Below are 19,039 nucleotides of genomic sequence, written 5' to 3' on the forward strand. Positions count from 1 at the left end.
TATGACGAGCAAAGAAACCTTTACCCATTACCAGCCGCTGGGCAATAGTGACCCGGCTCATACCGCAACCGCGCCCGGCGGATTGAGTGCGAAAGCGCCTGCAATGACCCCGCTGATGCTGGACACCTCCACCCGTAAGCTGGTTGCGTGGGATGGCACCACCGACGGTGCTGCCGTTGGCATTCTTGCGGTTGCTGCTGACCAGACCAGCACCACACTGACGTTCTACAAGTCCGGCACGTTCCGTTATGAGGATGTGCTCTGGCCGGAGGCTGCCAGCGACGAGACGAAAAAACGGACCGTGTTTGCCGGAACGGCAATCAGCATCGTTTAACTTTACCCTTCATCACTAAAGGCCGCCTGTGCGGCTTTTTTTACGGGATTTTTTTATGTCGATGTACACAACCGCCCAGCTGCTGGCGGCAAATGAGCAGAAATTTAAGTTTGATCCGCTGTTTCTGCGTCTCTTTTTCCGTGAGAGCTATCCCTTCACTACGGAGAAAGTCTATCTCTCACAAATTCCGGGACTGGTAAACATGGCGCTGTACGTTTCGCCGATTGTTTCCGGTGAGGTTATCCGTTCCCGTGGCGGCTCCACCTCTGAATTTACGCCGGGATATGTCAAACCCAAGCATGAGGTGAATCCGCAGATGACCCTGCGTCGCCTGCCGGATGAAGATCCGCAGAATCTGGCGGACCCGGCTTACCGCCGCCGTCGCATCATCATGCAGAACATGCGTGACGAAGAGCTGGCCATTGCTCAGGTCGAAGAGATGCAGGCAGTTTCTGCCGTGCTCAAGGGCAAATACACCATGACCGGTGAAGCCTTCGATCCGGTTGAGGTGGATATGGGCCGCAGTGCGGCGAACAACATCACACAGTCCGGCGTCACGGAGTGGAGCAAGCGTGACAAGTCCACGTATGACCCGACCGACGATATCGAAGCCTACGCGCTGAACGCCAGCGGTGTGGTGAATATCATCGTGTTTGACCCGAAAGGCTGGGCGCTGTTCCGTTCCTTCAAAGCCGTCAAGGAGAAGCTGGATACCCGTCGCGGCTCTCATTCCGAGCTGGAGACAGCGGTAAAAGACCTGGGCAAAGCGGTGTCCTATAAGGGAATGTATGGCGATGTGGCCATCGTCGTGTATTCCGGACAGTACGTGGAAAACGGCGTCAAAAAGAACTTCCTGCCGGACAACACGATGGTGCTGGGGAACACTCAGGCTCGCGGTCTGCGCACCTATGGCTGCATTCAGGATGCGGACGCACAGCGCGAAGGCATTAACGCCTCTGCCCGTTACCCGAAAAACTGGGTGACCACCGGCGATCCGGCGCGTGAGTTCACCATGATTCAGTCAGCACCGCTGATGCTGCTGGCTGATCCTGATGAGTTCGTGTCCGTTCAACTGGCGTAATCATGGCCCTTCGGGGCCATTTTCTCTCTGTGGAGGAGTTCATGACGAAAGATGAACTGATTGCCCGTCTTCAGGAGCTGGGTGAGCAATTGAACCGCGATGTCAGTTTGACGGGAACGAAAGAAGAACTGGCGCTTCGTGTGGCAGAGCTGGAAGAAGAGCTTGATGACACGGATGAAACTGCCGGTCAGGACACCCCTCTCAGCCGGGAAAATGTGCTGACCGGGCATGAAAATGAGGTGGTATCAGCGCAGCCGGATACCGTGATTCAGGATACGGCTGAACTGGTCACGGTCGTGGCACTGGTGACGCTGCATACTGATGCACTTCACGCCACGCGGGATAAACCTGTGGCATTTGTGCTGCCGGGAACGGCGTTTCGTGTCTCTGCCGGTGTGGCAGCCGAAATGACAGAGCGCGGCCTGGCCAGAATGCAATAACGGGAGGCGCTGTGGCTGATTTCGATAACCTGTTCGATGCTGCCATTGCCCGCGCCGATGAAACGATACGCGGGTACATGGGAACGTCAGCCACCATGACATCCGGTGAGCAGTCAGGTGCGGTGATACGTGGTGTTTTTGATGACCCTGAAAATATCAGCTATGCCGGACAGGGCGTGCGCGTTGAAGGCTCCAGCCCGTCCCTGTTTGTCCGGACTGATGAGGTGCGGCAGCTGCGGCGTGGAGACACGCTGACCATCGGTGAGGAAAATTTCTGGGTAGATCGGGTTTCGCCGGATGATGGCGGAAGTTGTCATCTCTGGCTTGGACGGGGCGTACCGCCTGCCGTTAACCGTCGCCGCTGAAAGGGGGATGTATGGCCATAAAAGGTCTTGAGCAGGCCGTTGAAAACCTCAGCCGTATCAGCAAAACGGCGGTGCCCGGTGCCGCCGCAATGGCCATTAACCGCGTTGCTTCATCCGCGATATCGCAGTCTGCGTCACAGGTTGCCCGTGAGACAAAGGTACGCCGGAAACTGGTAAAGGAAAGGGCCAGGCTGAAAAGGGCCACGGTCAAAAATCCGCAGGCCAGAATCAAAGTTAACCGGGGGGATTTGCCCGTAATCAAGCTGGGTAATGCGCGGGTTGTCCTGTCCCGCCGCAGGCGTCATAAAAAGGGGCAGCGTTCATCCCTGAAAGGTGGCGGCAGCGTGCTTGTGGTGGGTAACCGTCGTATTCCCGGCGCGTTTATTCAGCAACTGAAAAACGGCCGGTGGCATGTTATGCAGCGTGTGGCCGGGAAAAACCGTTACCCCATTGATGTGGTGAAAATCCCGATGGCGGTGCCGCTGACCACGGCGTTTAAACAGAATATTGAACGGATACGGCGTGAACGTCTTCCGAAAGAGCTGGGCTATGCGCTGCAGCATCAACTGAGAATGGTAATAAAGCGATGAAACATACTGAACTCCGTGCAGCCGTACTGGATGCACTGGAGAAGCATGACACCGGGGCGACGCTTTTTGATGGTCGCCCCGCTGTTTTTGATGAGGAAGATTTTCCGGCAATTGCCGTTTATCTCACCGGCGCTGAATACACGGGCGAAGAGCTGGACAGCGATACCTGGCAGGCGGAGCTGCATATTGAAGTTTTCCTGCCTGCTCAGGTGCCGGATTCAGAGCTGGATTCGTGGATGGAGTCCCGGATTTATCCGGTGATGAGCGATATCCCGGCACTGTCAGATTTGATCACCAGTATGGTGGCCAGCGGCTATGACTACCGGCGCGACGATGATGCGGGCCTGTGGAGTTCAGCCGATCTGACTTATGTCATTATCTATGAAATGTGAGGACGCTATGCCTGTACCAAATCCTACAATGCCGGTGAAAGGTGCCGGGACCACCCTGTGGGTTTATAAGGGGAGCGGTGACCCTTATGCGAACCCGCTTTCAGACGTTGACTGGTCGCGTCTGGCAAAAGTTAAAGACCTGACGCCCGGCGAACTGACCGCTGAGTCCTATGACGACAGCTATCTCGATGATGAAGATGCAGACTGGACTGCGACCGGGCAGGGGCAGAAATCTGCCGGAGATACCAGCTTCACGCTGGCGTGGATGCCCGGAGAGCAGGGGCAGCAGGCGCTGCTGGCGTGGTTTAATGAAGGTGATACCCGTGCCTATAAAATCCGCTTCCCGAACGGCACGGTCGATGTGTTCCGTGGCTGGGTCAGCAGTATCGGTAAGGCGGTGACGGCGAAGGAGGTGATTACCCGCACGGTGAAGGTCACCAATGTGGGACGTCCGTCGATGGCAGAAGATCGCAGCACGGTGACGGCGACGACCGGCATGACGGTGACACCCGCCAGTGCTTCCGTAGTGAAAGGGCAGAGCACCACGCTGACCGTGGCATTCCAGCCGGATGGCGCAACCGACAAGAGCTTCCGTGCGGTGTCTGCGGATAAAACAAAAGCCACCGTGTCGGTCAGTGGTATGACCATCACCGTGAAAGGTGTTGCTGCAGGCAAGGTCAACATTCCGGTCGTATCTGGTAATGGTGAGTTTGCTGCGGTTGCAGAAATCAACGTCACCGCCAGTTAATCCGGAGAGTCAGCGATGTTCCTGAAAACCGAATCATTTGAACATAACGGTGTGACCGTCACGCTTTCTGAACTGTCAGCCCTGCAGCGTATTGAGCATCTCGACCTGATGAAACGGCAGGCAGAACAGGCGGAGTCAGACAGCAACCGGAAGTTTACTGTGGAAGACGCCATCAGAACCGGCGCTTTTGTGGTTGCGATGTCCCTGTGGCATAACCATCCGAAGAAGACGCAGATGCCGTCCATGAATGAAGCCGTTAAACAGATTGAGCAGGAAGTGCTTACCACCTGGCCCACAGAGGCAATTTCTCATGCTGAAAACGTGGTGTACCGGCTGTCCGGTATGTATGAGTTTGTGGTGAATGATGCTCCTGAACAGGCAGAGGACGCCGGGCCTGCAGAGCCTGTTTCTGCGGGAAAGTGTTCGACGGTGAGCTGAGTTTTGCCCTGAAACTGGCGCGTGAGATGGGGCGACCCGACTGGCGCGCCATGCTTGCCGGGATGTCATCCACGGAGTATGCCGACTGGCACCGCTTTTACAGTACCCATTATTTTCATGATGTTCTGCTGGATATGCACTTTTCCGGGCTGACGTACACCGTGCTCAGCCTGTTTTTCAGCGATCCGGAGATGCATCCGCTGGATTTCAGTCTGCTGAACCGGCGCGAGGCTGACGAAGAGCCTGAAGATGATGTGCTGATGCAGAAAGCGGCAGGGCTTGCCGGAGGTGTCCGCTTTGGCCCGGACGGGAATGAAGTTATCCCCGCTTCCCCGGATGTGGCGGACATGACGGAGGATGACGTAATGCTGATGACAGTATCAGAAGGGATCGCAGGAGGAGTCCGGTATGGCTGAACCGGTAGGCGATCTGGTCGTTGATTTGAGTCTGGATGCGGCCAGATTTGACGAGCAGATGGCCAGAGTCAGGCGTCATTTTTCCGGTACGGAAAGTGATGCGAAAAAAACAGCGGCAGTCGTTGAACAGTCGCTGAGCCGACAGGCGCTGGCTGCACAGAAAGCGGGGATTTCCGTCGGGCAGTATAAAGCCGCCATGCGTATGCTGCCTGCACAGTTCACCGACGTGGCCACGCAGCTTGCAGGGGGGCAGAATCCCTGGCTGATCCTGCTGCAACAGGGTGGTCAGGTTAAGGACTCCTTCGGCGGGATGATCCCCATGTTCAGGGGGCTTGCCGGCGCGATCACCCTGCCGATGGTGGGGGCCACCTCGCTGGCGGTGGCGACCGGTGCGCTGGCGTATGCCTGGTATCAGGGCAACTCAACCCTGTCCGATTTCAACAAAACGCTGGTCCTTTCCGGTAATCAGGCGGGACTGACGGCAGATCGTATGCTGGTCCTGTCCAGAGCCGGGCAGGCGGCAGGGCTGACGTTTAACCAGACCAGCGAGTCACTCAGCGCACTGGTTAAGGCGGGGGTAAGCGGTGAGGCTCAGATTGCGTCCATCAGCCAGAGTGTGGCGCGTTTCTCCTCTGCATCCGGCGTGGAGGTGGACAAGGTCGCTGAAGCCTTCGGGAAGCTGACCACAGACCCGACGTCGGGGCTGACGGCGATGGCACGCCAGTTCCATAACGTGACGGCGGAGCAGATTGCGTATGTTGCTCAGTTGCAGCGTTCCGGCGATGAAGCCGGGGCATTGCAGGCGGCGAACGAGGCCGCAACGAAAGGGTTTGATGACCAGACCCGCCGCCTGAAAGAGAACATGGGCACGCTGGAGACCTGGGCAGACAGGACTGCACGTGCATTCAAATCCATGTGGGATGCGGTGCTGGATATTGGTCGTCCTGATACCGCGCAGGAGATGCTGATTAAGGCAGAGGCTGCGTTTAAGAAAGCAGACGACATCTGGAATCTGCGCAAGGATGATTATTTCGTTAACGATGAAGCACGGGCGCGTTACTGGGATGATCGTGAAAAAAAAACGCCTGGAGCGGGATGCAGCCCAAAAGAGGGTAGATCAACAGCGTCAACAGGACAAAAATGCGCAGCAGCAGAGCGATACCGAAGCGTCACGGCTGAAATATACCGAAGAGGCGCAGAAGGCTTACGAACGGCTGCAGACGCCGCTGGAGAAATATACCGCCCGTCAGGAAGAACTGAACAAGGCACTGAAAGACGGAAAAATCCTGCAGGCAGATTACAACACGCTGATGGCGGCGGCGAAAAAGGATTATGAAGCGACGCTGAAAAAGCCGAAACAGTCCGGCGTGAAGGTGTATGCGGGCGATCGTCAGGAAGACAGTGCTCATGCGGCCCTGCTGACGCTTCAGGCAGAACTCCGGACGCTGGAGAAGCATGCCGGAGCGAATGAGAAAATCAGCCAGCAGCGCCGGGATTTGTGGAAGGCAGAAAGTCAGTTCGCGGTACTGGAGGAGGCGGCACAACGTCGCCAGCTGTCCGCACAGGAGAAATCCCTGCTGGCGCATAAAGACGAGACGCTGGAGTACAAACGCCAGCTGGCTGCACTTGGTGACAAGGTTACGTATCAGGAGCACCTGAATGCGCTGGCGCAGCAGGCGGATAAATTCGCACAGCAGCAACGGGCAAAACGGGCAGCCATTGATGCGAAAAACCGGGGGCTGACTGACCGGCAGGCAGCGCGGGAAGCCACGGAACAGCGCCTGAAGGAACAGTATGGCGATAATCCTCTGGCGCTGAATAACGTCATGTCAGAGCAGAAAAAGACCTGGGCGGCTGAAGACCAGCTTCGCGGGAGCTGGATGGCAGGCCTGAAGTCCGGCTGGAGTGAGTGGGAAGAGAGCGCCACGGACAGTATGTCACAGGTTAAAAGTGCAGCCACGCAGACCTTTGATGGTATTGCACAGAATATGGCGGCGATGCTGACCGGCAGTGAACAGAACTGGCGCAGCTTCACCCGCTCCGTGCTGTCCATGATGACAGAAATTCTGCTTAAGCAGGCAATGGTGGGGATTGTCGGGAGTATCGGCAGCGCCATTGGCGGGGCTGTTGGTGGCGGCGCATCCGCGTCAGGTGGTACAGCCATTCAGGCCGCTGCGGCGAAATTCCATTTTGCAACCGGGGGATTTACGGGAACCGGCGGCAAATATGAGCCAGCGGGGATTGTTCACCGTGGTGAATTTGTCTTCACGAAGGAGGCAACCAGCCGGATTGGCGTGGGGAATCTCTACCGGCTGATGCGCGGCTATGCGGAAGGTGGTTATGTGGGCGGTGCCGGAAGTCCGGCGCAGATGCGGCGGGCTGAAGGCATTAATTTTAATCAGAACAATCACGTGGTGATTCAGAACGACGGTACGAATGGTCTGCCAGGTCCACAGATGATGAAGGCCGTGTATGACATGGCCCGCAAGGGTGCCCGTGATGAAATTCAGACACAGATGCGTGATGGTGGCCTGTTCTCCGGAGGTGGACGATGAAAACCTTCCGCTGGAAAGTGAAACCCGGTATGGATGTGGCTTCGGCCCCTTCTGTAAGAAAGGTGCGCTTTGGTGATGGCTATTCCCAGCGAGCGCCTGCCGGGCTGAATGCCAACCTGAAAACGTACAGCGTGACGCTTTCTGTCCCCCGTGAGGAGGCCATGGTACTGGAGTCGTTTCTGGAAGAGCACGGGGGCTGGAAAGCCTTTCTGTGGACGCCGCCTTATGAGTGGCGGCAGATAAAGGTGACCTGCGCAAAATGGTCGTCGCGGGTCAGTATGCTGCGTGTTGAGTTCAGCGCAGAGTTTGAACAGGTGGTGAACTGATGCAGGATATCCGGCAGGAAACACTGAATGAATGCACCCGTGCGGAGCAGTCGGCCAGCGTGGTGCTCTGGGAAATCGATCTGACAGAGGTCGGTGGAGAACGTTATTTTTTCTGTAATGAGCAGAACGAAAAAGGTGAGCCGGTCACCTGGCAGGGGCGACAGTATCAGCCGTATCCCATTCAGGGGAGTGGTTTTGAACTGAATGGCAAAGGCACCAGTACGCGCCCCACGCTGATGGTTTCTAACCTGTACGGTATGGTCACCGGGATGGCGGAAGATCTACAGAGTCTGGTCGGCGGAACGGTGGTCCGGCGTAAGGTTTACGCCCGTTTTCTGGATGCGGTGAACTTCGTCAACGGAAACAGTGACGCCGATCCGGAGCAGGAGGTGATCAGCCGCTGGCGCATTGAGCAGTGCAGCGAACTGAGCGCGGTGAGTGCCTCTTTTGTACTGTCCACGCCGACGGAAACAGATGGCGCTGTTTTTCCGGGACGTATCATGCTGGCCAACACCTGCACCTGGACCTATCGCGGCGATGAGTGCGGTTATCACGGTCCGGCGGTCGCGGATGAATATGACCAGCCAACGTCCGACATCACGAAGGATAAATGCAGCAAATGCCTGAGTGGCTGTAAGTTTCGCAATAACGTCGGCAACTTTGGCGGCTTCCTTTCCATTAACAAACTTTCGCAGTAAATCCCATGACAGAGACAGAATCAGCGATTCTGGCGCACGCCCGGCGATGTGCTCCAGCGGAGTCGTGCGGCTTCGTGGTAAGAACGCCGGAGGGGGAAAGATATTTCCCCTGCGTGAATATCTCCGGTGAGCCGGAGGCGTATTTCCGTATGTCGCCGGAAGACTGGCTGCAGGCAGAGATGCAGGGTGAGATTGTGGCACTGGTCCACAGCCACCCCGGTGGTCTGCCCTGGCTGAGTGAGGCCGACCGGCGGCTGCAGGTGCAGAGTGATTTGCCGTGGTGGCTGGTCTGCCGGGGGGCGATTCACAAGTTCCGCTGTGTGCCACATCTTACCGGGCGGCGCTTTGAGCACGGGGTGACGGACTGTTACACGCTGTTCCGGGATGCTTACCATCTGGCGGGGATTGAGATGCCGGATTTTCATCGTGAGGATGACTGGTGGCGTCACGGTCAGAATCTCTATCTGGATAATCTGGAGGCCACAGGGCTGTATCAGGTGCCGTTGTCAGCGGCGCAGCCGGGCGATGTGCTGCTGTGCTGTTTTGGTTCATCGGTGCCGAATCATGCCGCCATTTACTGTGGTGACGGCGAGCTGCTGCACCATATTCCTGAACAACTGAGCAAACGAGAGAGGTATACCGACAAATGGCAGCGACGCACACACTCCCTCTGGCGTCACCGGGCATGGCACGCATCTGCCTTTACGGGGATTTGCAACGATTTGGCCGCCGCATCGACCTTCGTGTGAAAACGGGTGCCGAAGCCATCCGGGCGATGGCCACACAGCTCCCTGCGTTTCGTCAGAAGCTGAGCGACGGCTGGTATCAGGTGCGTATTGCCGGGCAGGATGTTAGCACGTCCGGATTAACGGCGCAGTTACATGAGGCTCTGCCTGACGGCGCTGTGATTCATATTGTTCCCAGAGTCGCCGGGGCCAAGTCAGGTGGTGTATTCCAGATTGTCCTGGGAGCAGCCGCCATTGCCGGATCATTCTTTACCGCCGGAGCCACCCTTGCAGCATGGGGGGCTGCCATTGGTGCCGGTGGTATGACCGGCATTCTGTTTTCTCTCGGTGCCAGTATGGTGCTCGGCGGTGTGGCTCAGATGCTGGCACCGAAAGCCAGAACTCCCCGCACACAGACAACGGATAACGGTAAGCAGAACATCTATTTCTCCTCACTGGATAACATGGTTGCCCAGGGCAATGTTATGCCTGTTCTGTATGGTGAAATGCGCGTGGGGTCACGTGTGGTATCTCAGGAGATCAGCACGGCAGACGAAGGGGACGGTGGTCAGGTTGTGGTGATTGGTCGCTGATGCAAAATGTTTTATGTGAAATCGCCTCCGGGCGGTTTTATCGTTTATGGAGCATGACGAATGGGTAAAGGCAGCAGTAAGGGGCATACCCCGCGCGAAGCGAAGGACAACCTGAAGTCCACGCAGCTGCTGAGTGTGATCGATGCCATCAGCGAAGGGCCGGTTGAAGGTCCGGTGGATGGATTAAAAAGCGTGCTGCTGAACAGTACGCCGGTGCTGGACAGTGAGGGGAATACCAACATCTCCGGCGTCACGGTGGTGTTCCGGGCAGGTGAGCAGGAGCAGTCACCGCCGGAGGGATTTGAATCCTCCGGCTCCGAGACGGTGCTGGGTACGGAAGTGAAATATGACACGCCGATCACCCGGACCATCACGTCGGCAAACATTGACCGACTGCGTTTTACCTTCGGTGTACAGGCACTGGTGGAAACCACCTCAAAGGGAGACAGGAATCCGTCTGAAGTTCGCCTGCTGGTTCAGATACAGCGTAACGGTGGCTGGGTGACGGAAAAAGACATCACCATTAAGGGCAAAACCACCTCGCAGTATCTGGCCTCGGTGGTGGTGGATAACCTGCCGCCGCGCCCGTTTAATATCCGGATGCGCAGAATGACGCCGGACAGCACCACAGACCAGCTGCAGAACAAAACGCTCTGGTCGTCATACACCGAAATCATCGATGTGAAACAGTGCTACCCGAACACGGCACTGGTCGGCGTACAGGTGGATTCGGAGCAGTTCGGCAGCCAGCAGGTGAGCCGTAATTATCATCTTCGCGGGCGCATTCTGCAGGTGCCGTCGAACTATAATCCGCAGACGCGGCAATACAGCGGTATCTGGGACGGAACGTTAAAACCGGCATACAGCAACAACATGGCCTGGTGTCTGTGGGATATGCTGACCCATCCGCGCTATGGCATGGGGAAACGTCTTGGTGCGGCAGATGTGGATAAATGGGCGCTGTATGTCATCGGCCAGTACTGTGACCAGTCGGTGCCGGACGGCTTTGGCAGCACGGAGCCGCGCATCACCTGTAATGCCTGGCTGACCACACAGCGCAAGGCGTGGGATGTGCTCAGTGATTTCTGCTCGGCGATGCGCTGTATGCCGGTATGGAACGGGCAGACGCTGACGTTCGTGCAGGACCGACAGTCGGATAAGGTGTGGGCCTATAACCGCAGTAATGTGGTGATGCCGGATGATGGCGCGCCGTTCCGCTACAGTTTCAGCGCCCTGAAAGACCGCCATAATGCCGTTGAGGTGAACTGGATTGACCCGGATAACGGCTGGGAGACGGCGACAGAGCTTGTGGAGGATACGCAGGCCATTGTCCGTTACGGTCGTAACGTCACGAAGATGGATGCCTTTGGCTGTACCAGCCGGGGGCAGGCACACCGCGCCGGGCTGTGGCTGATTAAAACGGAACTGCTGGAGACGCAGACCGTGGATTTCAGCGTGGGTGCTGAAGGGCTTCGTCATGTACCGGGCGATGTCATTGAAATCTGCGATGATGACTATGCCGGTATCCGCACCGGCGGGCGCGTGCTGGCGGTGAACAGCCAGACCCGGACGCTGACGCTCGACCGTGAAATCACGCTGCCATCCTCCGGCACCACGCTGATAAGCCTGGTTGACGGGCAGGGGAATCCGGTCAGCGTGGAGGTCCAGTCCGTCACCGACGGCGTGAAGGTAAAAGTGAGCCGTGTTCCTGACGGTGTTGCTGAATACAGCGTGTGGGGGCTGAAGCTGCCGACGCTGCACCAGCGATTGTTCCGCTGCGTGAGTATCCGTGAGAACGACGACGGCACGTATGCCATCACCGCCGTGCAGCATGTGCCGGAAAAAGAAGCCATCGTGGATAACGGGGCGCACTTTGACGGCGACCAGAGCGGCACGGTGAATGGTGTCACGCCGCCAGCGGTGCAGCACCTGACTGCCGAAGTCACCGCAGACAGCGGGGAATATCAGGTGCTGGCGCGCTGGGACACGCCGAAGGTGGTGAAGGGCGTGAGCTTCCTGCTCCGTCTGACCGTAACAGCGGATGACGGCAGTGAGCGGCTGGTCAGCACGGCCCGGACGACGGAAACCACTTACCGCTTCACACAACTGGCGCTGGGGAACTACAGGCTGACAGTCCGGGCAGTAAATGCGTGGGGCAGCAGGGCGATCCGGCGTCGGTATCGTTCCGGATTGCCGCACCGGCAGCGCTGTCGCGGATTGAGCTGACGCCGGGCTATTTTCAGATAACCGCCACGCCGCATCTTGCGGTTTATGATCCGACGGTACAGTTTGAGTTCTGGTTCTCGGAAAAGCGGATTGCGGATATCAGGCAGGTTGAAACCACAGCACGCTATCTTGGCACGGCGCTGTACTGGATAGCCGCCAGTATCAATATCAAACCGGGCCATGATTATTACTTTTATATCCGCAGTGTGAACACCGTTGGCAAATCGGCATTCGTGGAGGCTGTTGGTCAGCCGAGTGATGATGCATCCGGTTATCTGGATTTTTTCAAAGGCGAGATAGGGAAAACCCATCTGGCTCAGGAGCTGTGGACGCAGATTGATAACGGTCAGCTTGCGCCTGACCTGGCTGAAATCAGGACGTCCATTACGGATGTCAGCAATGAAATCACGCAGACCGTCAATAAGAAACTGGAAGACCAGAGTGCGGCAATTCAGCAGATACAGAAGGTTCAGGTTGATACAAATAATAACCTGAACAGCATGTGGGCTGTGAAGCTGCAGCAGATGCAGGACGGACGCCTTTATATCGCGGGTATTGGTGCCGGTATTGAGAACACCCCTGACGGCATGCAGAGTCAGGTGCTGCTGGCGGCGGACAGGATTGCGATGGTTAATCCTGCGAATGGCAACACAAAACCGATGTTTGTTGGTCAGGGCGATCAGATATTCATGAACGACGTGTTCCTGAAACGCCTGACGGCCCCCACCATTACCAGCGGTGGAAATCCATCGGCATTTTCCCTGACTCCGGACGGAAAGCTGACCGCTAAAAATGCGGATATCAGTGGCAGTGTGAATGCGAACGCCGGGACGCTCAACAATGTCACGGTAAATGAAAACTGTACGATTAAGGGCATGCTGGAGGCGACTCAGGTCAGAGGTGACTTCGTTAAAGCTGTATCCAAATCATTTCCGAAACAGGCTGGTACGTGGGGTAACACGGAAACACCAAACGGGACGGTTACAGTCACCATAAGCGATGATCATAACTTTGACCGCCAGATTATTATTCCGCCCATTATTTTTAACGGTATAGCGTATGACGATCCGGGGAGCGGAAATAACCCAGGAGGCACGCGATACACGGGTTATGGTTTTGAAGTTCGCAAAAACGGCGTATTAATCGCATCCAGAGAAACTAAAGGTGCCATTCCCGGTAGTTACAGTGCAGTTATTGATATGCCTAGTGGTGGTGGTAGCGTCACTCTGGAGTTTAAGATTTTCCAGAAAGGCAATCAGGGGGCAGGCAATATCACCGACTGTACGGTGATTGTGACCAAAAAAGCGGCTTCCGGCATCAGTATTCGTTGAAATATTTATAACCCCAATAAATGGCGTCAGGAATGACGCCTTTTTTATTGCAGAAAAGCGAGAGGTAATTATGCGTAAAGTTTGTGCAGCCATTTTGTCCGCAGCCATTTGCCTGGCCGTATCCGGTGCGCCTGCATGGGCGTCTGAACATCAGTCCACGCTGAGCGCGGGGTATCTTCATGCCCGGACCAACGTTCCCGGCAGTGATGATCTGAACGGGATTAACGTGAAATACCGTTATGAGTTTACGGATACGCTGGGGCTGGTGACGTCATTCAGCTATGCAGGAGACAAGAATCGCCAGCTGACCCGTTACAGCGATACCCGCTGGCATGAAGATTCCGTGCGTAACCGCTGGTTCAGCGTGATGGCGGGGCCGTCTGTGCGCGTGAATGAATGGTTCAGCGCGTATGCGATGGCGGGTGTGGCTTACAGCCGTGTGTCGACTTTTTCCGGGGATTATATCCGCGTAACTGACAATAAGGGGAAAACGCACGATGTGCTGACCGGAAGTGATGACGGTCGCCACAGCAACACGTCTCTGGCGCACTGACGGTTTCATCGTGGGTGTCGGTTATAAATTCTGATTAGCCAGGTAACACAGTGTTATGACAGCCCGCCGGTTCAGGCGGGCTTTTTTGTGGGGTGAATATGGCAGTAAAGATTTCAGGTGTACTGAAAGACGGCACAGGAAAACCGGTACAGAACTGCACAATCCAGCTGAAAGCAAAACGTAACAGCACCACGGTGGTGGTGAACACGCTGGCCTCAGAAAATCCGGATGAAGCCGGGCGTTACAGCATGGACGTTGAGTACGGTCAGTACAGCGTTATTCTGTTGGTGGAAGGATTCCCGCCGTCACATGCCGGGACCATCACCGTGTATGAAGATTCCCGACCCGGTACGCTGAATGATTTTCTCGGTGCCATGACGGAGGATGATGCCCGTCCGGAGGCACTGCGCCGTTTTGAGCTGATGGTGGAAGAGGTGGCGCGTAACGCGTCCGCGGTGGCACAGAACACGGCAGCCGCGAAGAAATCAGCCAGCGATGCCAGCACATCAGCCCGTGAGGCGGCAACCCATGCGACTGATGCTGCAGATTCAGCACGTGCAGCCAGCACGTCAGCCGGACAGGCCGCTTCGTCGGCTCAGTCAGCGTCTTCCAGCGCAGGAACGGCATCAACAAAGGCCACTGAAGCCTCAAAAAGTGCTGCCGCTGCAGAGTCCTCAAAAAGCGCGGCGGCTACCAGTGCCGGTGCGGCGAAAACGTTAGAAACGAATGCGGCAGCGTCACAACAATCAGCAGCCACTTCTGCATCCACCGCGACCACGAAAGCGTCAGAAGCTGCCACCTCAGCCCGGGATGCGTCGGCTTCAAAAGAGGCGGCAAAATCATCAGAAACGAACGCATCATCAAGCGCCAGTAGCGCAGCTTCCTCGGCGACGGCGGCTGCAAATTCTGCGAAGGCGGCCAAAACGTCCGAGACGAACGCCAGGTCTTCTGAAACGGCAGCGGGACAGAGTGCCTCAGCTGCGGCAGGCTCAAAAACAGCGGCTGCGTCGTCTGCCAGCGCCGCGTCAACAAGTGCCGGGCAGGCCTCAGCCAGTGCCACCGCCGCCGGAAAATCGGCAGAAAGCGCCGCATCATCCGCTTCAACAGCCACAACGAAGGCTGGCGAAGCCACTGAGCAGGCCACGGCAGCAGCGAGGTCAGCTTCCGCAGCGAAGACATCCGAAACGAACGCGAAAGCGTCGGAAACCCGTGCAGAATCCTCAAAAACGGCTGCCGCATCGTCCGCCAGTTCGGCGGCGTCATCGGCATCATCGGCGTCTGCTTCAAAAGATGAGGCGACCAGACAGGCGTCAGCAGCGAAGGGCAGCGCCACGACGGCATCCACGAAGGCGACAGAGGCTGCTGGTAGTGCGACGGCAGCAGCTCAGAGCAAAAGTACGGCGGAATCTGCAGCAACGCGCGCTGAGACAGCGGCAAAACGGGCAGAGGATATTGCATCCGCCGTGGCGCTTGAGGATGCGAGCACGACGAAAAAGGGGATAGTACAGCTCAGTAGTGCGACTAACAGCACTTCCGAGTCACTGGCGGCAACACCAAAAGCCGTTAAGGCCGCGTATGACCTGGCTAACGGGAAATACACCGCACAGGATGCAACGACAGCACAGAAAGGGATAATCCAGCTAAGCAGCGCGACCAACAGCACGTCTGAAACGCTGGCGGCAACGCCAAAGGCAGTAAAAGCAGCCAATGACAATGCTGAGAAACGTCTGCAGAAAGATCAGAACGGTGCGGATATCCCTGGCAAAGACACCTTTACGAAAAATATTGGTGCCTGCCGTGCCTTCGGTGGGTCAGTAAGCACAACAACAGGAAACTGGACGACTGCACAGTTTATCGAGTGGCTGGATTCTCAGGGAGCATTTAACCATCCATACTGGATGTGCAAGGGTTCCTGGTCTTATGGCAATAATAAAATCATTACTGATACTGGCTGCGGTAATATTCATCTCGCCGGAGCTGTCATTGAAGTAATGGGGATAAAGTCAGCGATGACGATCCGCATTACCACTCCGACCACATCCAGCGGTGGCGGAACAACCAACGCCCAGTTTACCTATATTAATCACGGAACAGATTATTCACCTGGCTGGCGAAGGGACTATAACTCCAGAAATAAGCCAACGGCATCAGAGATCGGGGCGCTACCGTCAGGTGGAACAGCAGTATCATCAGTTAATCTGGCTTCAAAAGGTCGGGTAGCCGCGCTGACAGACAATACGCAGGGGGCAGCAGGTCTTGAGTTATACGAGGTGTATAACAACGGATATCCAACAGCGTATGGAAATATCATTCACCTGAAAGGGATGACAGCCGTTGGCGAAGGTGAGTTACTCATCGGCTGGAGTGGTACAAGCGGTGCTCATGCTCCGGCATTTATTCGTTCACGACGGGATACGACCGACGCAAACTGGTCGCCGTGGGCGCAGCTTTACACCTCGGCTCATCCTCCTGCAGAGTTTTATCCAGTCGGTGCACCAATCCCGTGGCCATCAGATACCGTTCCGTCTGGTTATGCCCTGATGCAGGGGCAGACTTTTGACAAATCTGCTTACCCGAAACTTGCAGCCGCTTATCCGTCAGGCGTGATCCCTGATATGCGTGGCTGGACGATTAAGGGCAAGCCCGCCAGTGGTCGTGCCGTATTGTCTCAGGAACAGGATGGCATTAAATCGCACACCCACAGCGCCAGCGCATCCAGTACGGATTTGGGGACGAAAACCACATCGTCGTTTGATTACGGCACTAAATCCACGAATAACACCGGGGCGCATACGCACAGTCTGAGCGGCTCTACAAGTTCAGCTGGGGCCCACCAACATAGTCAGACTGGGCCCAGAACGAATAGCGGGAGTCAACCTACTGGAATGTTTCCGGCAGGGAGTACTCAAGTTAGCGGGACTAATCAGGTTGGTATCAGTGGCTCATTAACCAGTGGCACCTCCCAATGGGTAGGTAAATCATCTTCAGAAGGAAACCATACACACTCACTGTCCGGCACAGCAGCATCTGCGGGTGCACACGCGCATACTGTCGGTATTGGTGCTCATACGCACTCTGTTGCGATTGGTTCACATGGACACACCATCACCGTTAACGCTGCTGGTAACGCGGAAAACACCGTCAAAAACATCGCATTTAACTATATTGTGAGGCTCGCATAATGGCATTCAGAATGAGTGAACAAGCACGGACCATAAAAATTTATAACCTGCTGGCCGGAACTAATGAATTTATTGGTGAAGGTGACGCATATATTCCGCCTCATACAGGTCTGCCTGCAAACATCGTGGCATCTCGTTGAAGATCATCGGGGTAAAACGGTTTATGACGTGGCTTCCGGCGACGCGTTATTTATTTCTGAACTCGGCTCATTACCGGAAAATGTCACCTGGTTATCCCCGGAAGGGGAGTTTCAGAAGTGGAACGGCACAGCCTGGGTGAAGGATACGGAAGCAGAAAAACTGTTCCGGATCCGGGAGGCGGAAGAAACAAAAAACAGCCTGATGCAGGTAGCCAGTGAGCATATAGCGCCGCTTCAGGATGCTGTGGATCTGGAGATCGCAACGGAGAAAGAAACCTTGTTGCTGGAAGCCTGGAAAAAGTATCGGGTGTTGCTGAACCGTGTTGATACATCAACTGCACCGGATATTGAATGGCCAGTAGCACCTATAGGGTAAATTCGTAATGATTACCTAAATACGTTATTCTTTTGTTAAAAAAGTGATTTTGCTATAGGTAGGGAGTATGTTCTTGGATTAAGAATAAAAAATCGCCATGAAAGAGCTTCATGGCGAGTACATAAACGTACAAAATGTGATGAAAGTAGAGTGGCGTAAGCCACTATATTAAGATATGACAATAGCGAAGAAAAGTAAATAACATTTTATGGACGTTTAATTGTTAATTATAAAAACTAGAGTGCCCGATATTGTTTATCTTGCTTTAAAATAATGTACTCAAACCAAATTTTTGAGCTAAAAGCTCAAATAATATAAATGCAATAATAATGTTTAATAAGACAATTAGCTTGCTTTGTATTTTCATTTCGGAATACTGTTAAGTAACTTTGATGACCCTAACAATAGATCGGAATTTTCTTAGAGTCAATGGTCACTGTTTTTGCTTGCAAAGCAAATGTTTTGGTGGTTATAAGTTGTCTTAATATAGTCACGCATGCAACTTGTTCCATGCGGAGATTAAAGATTGGAATATAACGCGAAGATGGAATTAAATTACATTTGCAATAATCAATTTATTATTACTCAATAATTACCGATATTATTATTGTAAATTAATCATTAGAGTGCAAAAAGAAATGTAACGGCAAAATAAGAGGACGATAGCTGAGAAAAAAGCGTGCTTTCCCAATCTGGGGCAAATCACGTCTGAATGACACCTGAAAACAGGTGGTAGCCTCAAGAAGGCTGGTGATGCTGCCAACTTACTGATTTAGTGTATGATGGTGTTTTTGAGGTGCTCCAGTGGCTTCTGTTTCTATCAGCTGTCCCTCCTGTTCAGCTACTGACGGGGTGGTGCGTAACGGCAAAAGCACTGCCGGACATCAGCGCTATCTCTGCTCTCACTGCCGTAAAACATGGCAACTGCAGTTCACTTACACCGCTTCTCAACCCGGTACGCACCAGAAAATCATTGATATGGCCATGAATGGCGTTGGATGCCGGGCAACAGCACGCATTATGGGCGTTGGCCTCAACACGATTTTACGTCACTTAAAAAACTCAGGCCGCAGTCGGTAACCTCGCGCATACAGCCGGGCAGTGACGTCATCGTCTGCGCGGAAATGGACGAACAGTGGGGCTATGTCGGGGCTAAATCGCGCCAGCGCTGGCTGTTTTACGCGTATGACAGTCTCCGGAAGACGGTTGTTGCGCACGTATTCGGTGAACGCACTATGGCGACGCTGGGGCGTCTTATGAGCCTGCTGTCACCCTTTGACGTGGTGATATGGATGACGGATGGCTGGCCGCTGTATGAATCCCGCCTGAAGGGAAAGCTGCACGTAATCAGCAAGCGATATACGCAGCGAATTGAGCGGCATAACCTGAATCTGAGGCAGCACCTGGCACGGCTGGGACGGAAGTCGCTGTCGTTCTCAAAATCGGTGGAGCTGCATGACAAAGTCATCGGGCATTATCTGAACATAAAACACTATCAATAAGTTGGAGTCATTACCAATTGGGTGGATG

Annotated in this window: 15 protein-coding genes and 4 pseudogenes; all 19 read left to right on the forward strand. The window is 55.0% G+C overall.

Going from position 1 to position 19,039, the window contains the following annotated elements; all coding sequences use genetic code 11:
- Window position 1 precedes the first annotated feature (1 nt).
- The 19 genes and pseudogenes from C1P89_RS02025 (at window position 2) to C1P89_RS02120 (ending at window position 19,011) form a co-directional block, all read left to right on the forward strand.
- Window positions 2–334, forward strand: coding sequence for a head decoration protein (locus C1P89_RS02025; RefSeq protein WP_005136619.1), 333 nt, complete (start codon window positions 2–4; stop codon window positions 332–334).
- Window positions 335–389: 55 nt separating this feature from the next.
- On the forward strand, window positions 390–1,415 hold the full coding sequence (locus tag C1P89_RS02030) for a major capsid protein (protein ID WP_000063272.1): 1,026 nt from the start codon (window positions 390–392) through the stop codon (window positions 1,413–1,415).
- A 41-nt stretch (window positions 1,416–1,456) separates the two neighbouring features.
- Window positions 1,457–1,855 (forward strand): DNA-packaging protein FI, encoded by a 399-nt coding sequence (locus tag C1P89_RS02035; RefSeq protein ID WP_000158862.1) that lies wholly within the window; start codon window positions 1,457–1,459, stop codon window positions 1,853–1,855.
- Window positions 1,856–1,866: 11 nt separating this feature from the next.
- A complete protein-coding gene (locus tag C1P89_RS02040) occupies window positions 1,867–2,220 on the forward strand; it encodes a head-tail joining protein (RefSeq protein ID WP_000753007.1) in 354 nt (117 codons plus the stop codon).
- An 11-nt stretch (window positions 2,221–2,231) separates the two neighbouring features.
- Complete coding sequence (locus tag C1P89_RS02045; RefSeq protein ID WP_000975066.1) at window positions 2,232–2,810, forward strand: phage tail protein; 579 nt, start codon at window positions 2,232–2,234, stop codon at window positions 2,808–2,810.
- Window positions 2,807–3,202, forward strand: a complete 396-nt coding sequence (locus C1P89_RS02050; RefSeq protein WP_000683144.1) for a phage minor tail U family protein — start codon at window positions 2,807–2,809, stop codon at window positions 3,200–3,202. Before C1P89_RS02045 ends, C1P89_RS02050 begins: the two co-directional genes overlap by 4 nt.
- A 7-nt stretch (window positions 3,203–3,209) precedes the next feature.
- Window positions 3,210–3,950, forward strand: coding sequence for a phage tail protein (locus C1P89_RS02055; RefSeq protein ID WP_001363846.1), 741 nt, complete (start codon window positions 3,210–3,212; stop codon window positions 3,948–3,950).
- A gap of 15 nt (window positions 3,951–3,965) precedes the next feature.
- Window positions 3,966–4,388, forward strand: a complete 423-nt coding sequence (gpG, locus tag C1P89_RS02060; RefSeq protein WP_000479185.1) for a phage tail assembly chaperone G — start codon at window positions 3,966–3,968, stop codon at window positions 4,386–4,388.
- Window positions 4,370–4,804, forward strand: a complete 435-nt coding sequence (locus C1P89_RS02065) for a phage tail assembly protein T (protein WP_000459480.1) — start codon at window positions 4,370–4,372, stop codon at window positions 4,802–4,804. Before gpG ends, C1P89_RS02065 begins: the two co-directional genes overlap by 19 nt.
- Window positions 4,797–7,359, forward strand: a pseudogene (locus C1P89_RS02070) (phage tail tape measure protein). The gene C1P89_RS02065 and the pseudogene C1P89_RS02070 overlap by 8 nt, the downstream one beginning before the upstream one ends.
- Window positions 7,356–7,685 carry a phage tail protein gene (locus tag C1P89_RS02075; protein WP_000847341.1) on the forward strand — a complete coding sequence of 110 codons (330 nt, stop codon included), beginning with the start codon at window positions 7,356–7,358 and terminating at the stop codon, window positions 7,683–7,685. Before C1P89_RS02070 ends, C1P89_RS02075 begins: the two are co-directional and overlap by 4 nt.
- Entirely contained in the window at window positions 7,685–8,383 is a 699-nt protein-coding gene (locus C1P89_RS02080) for a phage minor tail protein L (RefSeq protein ID WP_001152570.1), read from the forward strand. Before C1P89_RS02075 ends, C1P89_RS02080 begins: the two co-directional genes overlap by 1 nt.
- A 5-nt stretch (window positions 8,384–8,388) precedes the next feature.
- Window positions 8,389–9,132 (forward strand): C40 family peptidase, encoded by a 744-nt coding sequence (locus tag C1P89_RS02085; protein WP_000140721.1) that lies wholly within the window; start codon window positions 8,389–8,391, stop codon window positions 9,130–9,132.
- The gene (locus C1P89_RS02090; protein WP_000847710.1) at window positions 9,129–9,701 is read left to right on the forward strand and encodes a tail assembly protein; all 573 of its coding nucleotides are present in this window, start codon (window positions 9,129–9,131) and stop codon (window positions 9,699–9,701) included. Before C1P89_RS02085 ends, C1P89_RS02090 begins: the two co-directional genes overlap by 4 nt.
- A 60-nt stretch (window positions 9,702–9,761) precedes the next feature.
- Window positions 9,762–13,258, forward strand: a pseudogene (gene gpJ / locus C1P89_RS02095) (phage attachment tail tip protein J).
- Window positions 13,259–13,328: 70 nt separating this feature from the next.
- A pseudogene (locus C1P89_RS02100) lies at window positions 13,329–13,845 on the forward strand (Ail/Lom family outer membrane beta-barrel protein).
- 64 nt (window positions 13,846–13,909) lie between these two features.
- Window positions 13,910–16,993: a phage tail protein gene (locus tag C1P89_RS02105; protein ID WP_000279141.1), complete on the forward strand. Its 3,084-nt coding sequence runs from the start codon at window positions 13,910–13,912 to the stop codon at window positions 16,991–16,993.
- Window positions 16,993–17,509 (forward strand): annotated as a pseudogene (locus tag C1P89_RS02115) (tail fiber assembly protein). Before C1P89_RS02105 ends, C1P89_RS02115 begins: the two are co-directional and overlap by 1 nt.
- A gap of 804 nt (window positions 17,510–18,313) precedes the next feature.
- A protein-coding gene (locus C1P89_RS02120) for an IS1-like element IS1A family transposase (RefSeq protein ID WP_094096600.1) occupies window positions 18,314–19,011 on the forward strand; the annotation gives its coding sequence in 2 pieces (ribosomal slippage) (window positions 18,314–18,563 and window positions 18,563–19,011; 699 coding nt in all).
- Window positions 19,012–19,039: the final 28 nt, after the last annotated feature.

This window comes from Shigella sonnei, assembly GCF_002950395.1.
In the GTDB taxonomy this organism is placed as follows: domain Bacteria; phylum Pseudomonadota; class Gammaproteobacteria; order Enterobacterales; family Enterobacteriaceae; genus ECMA0423.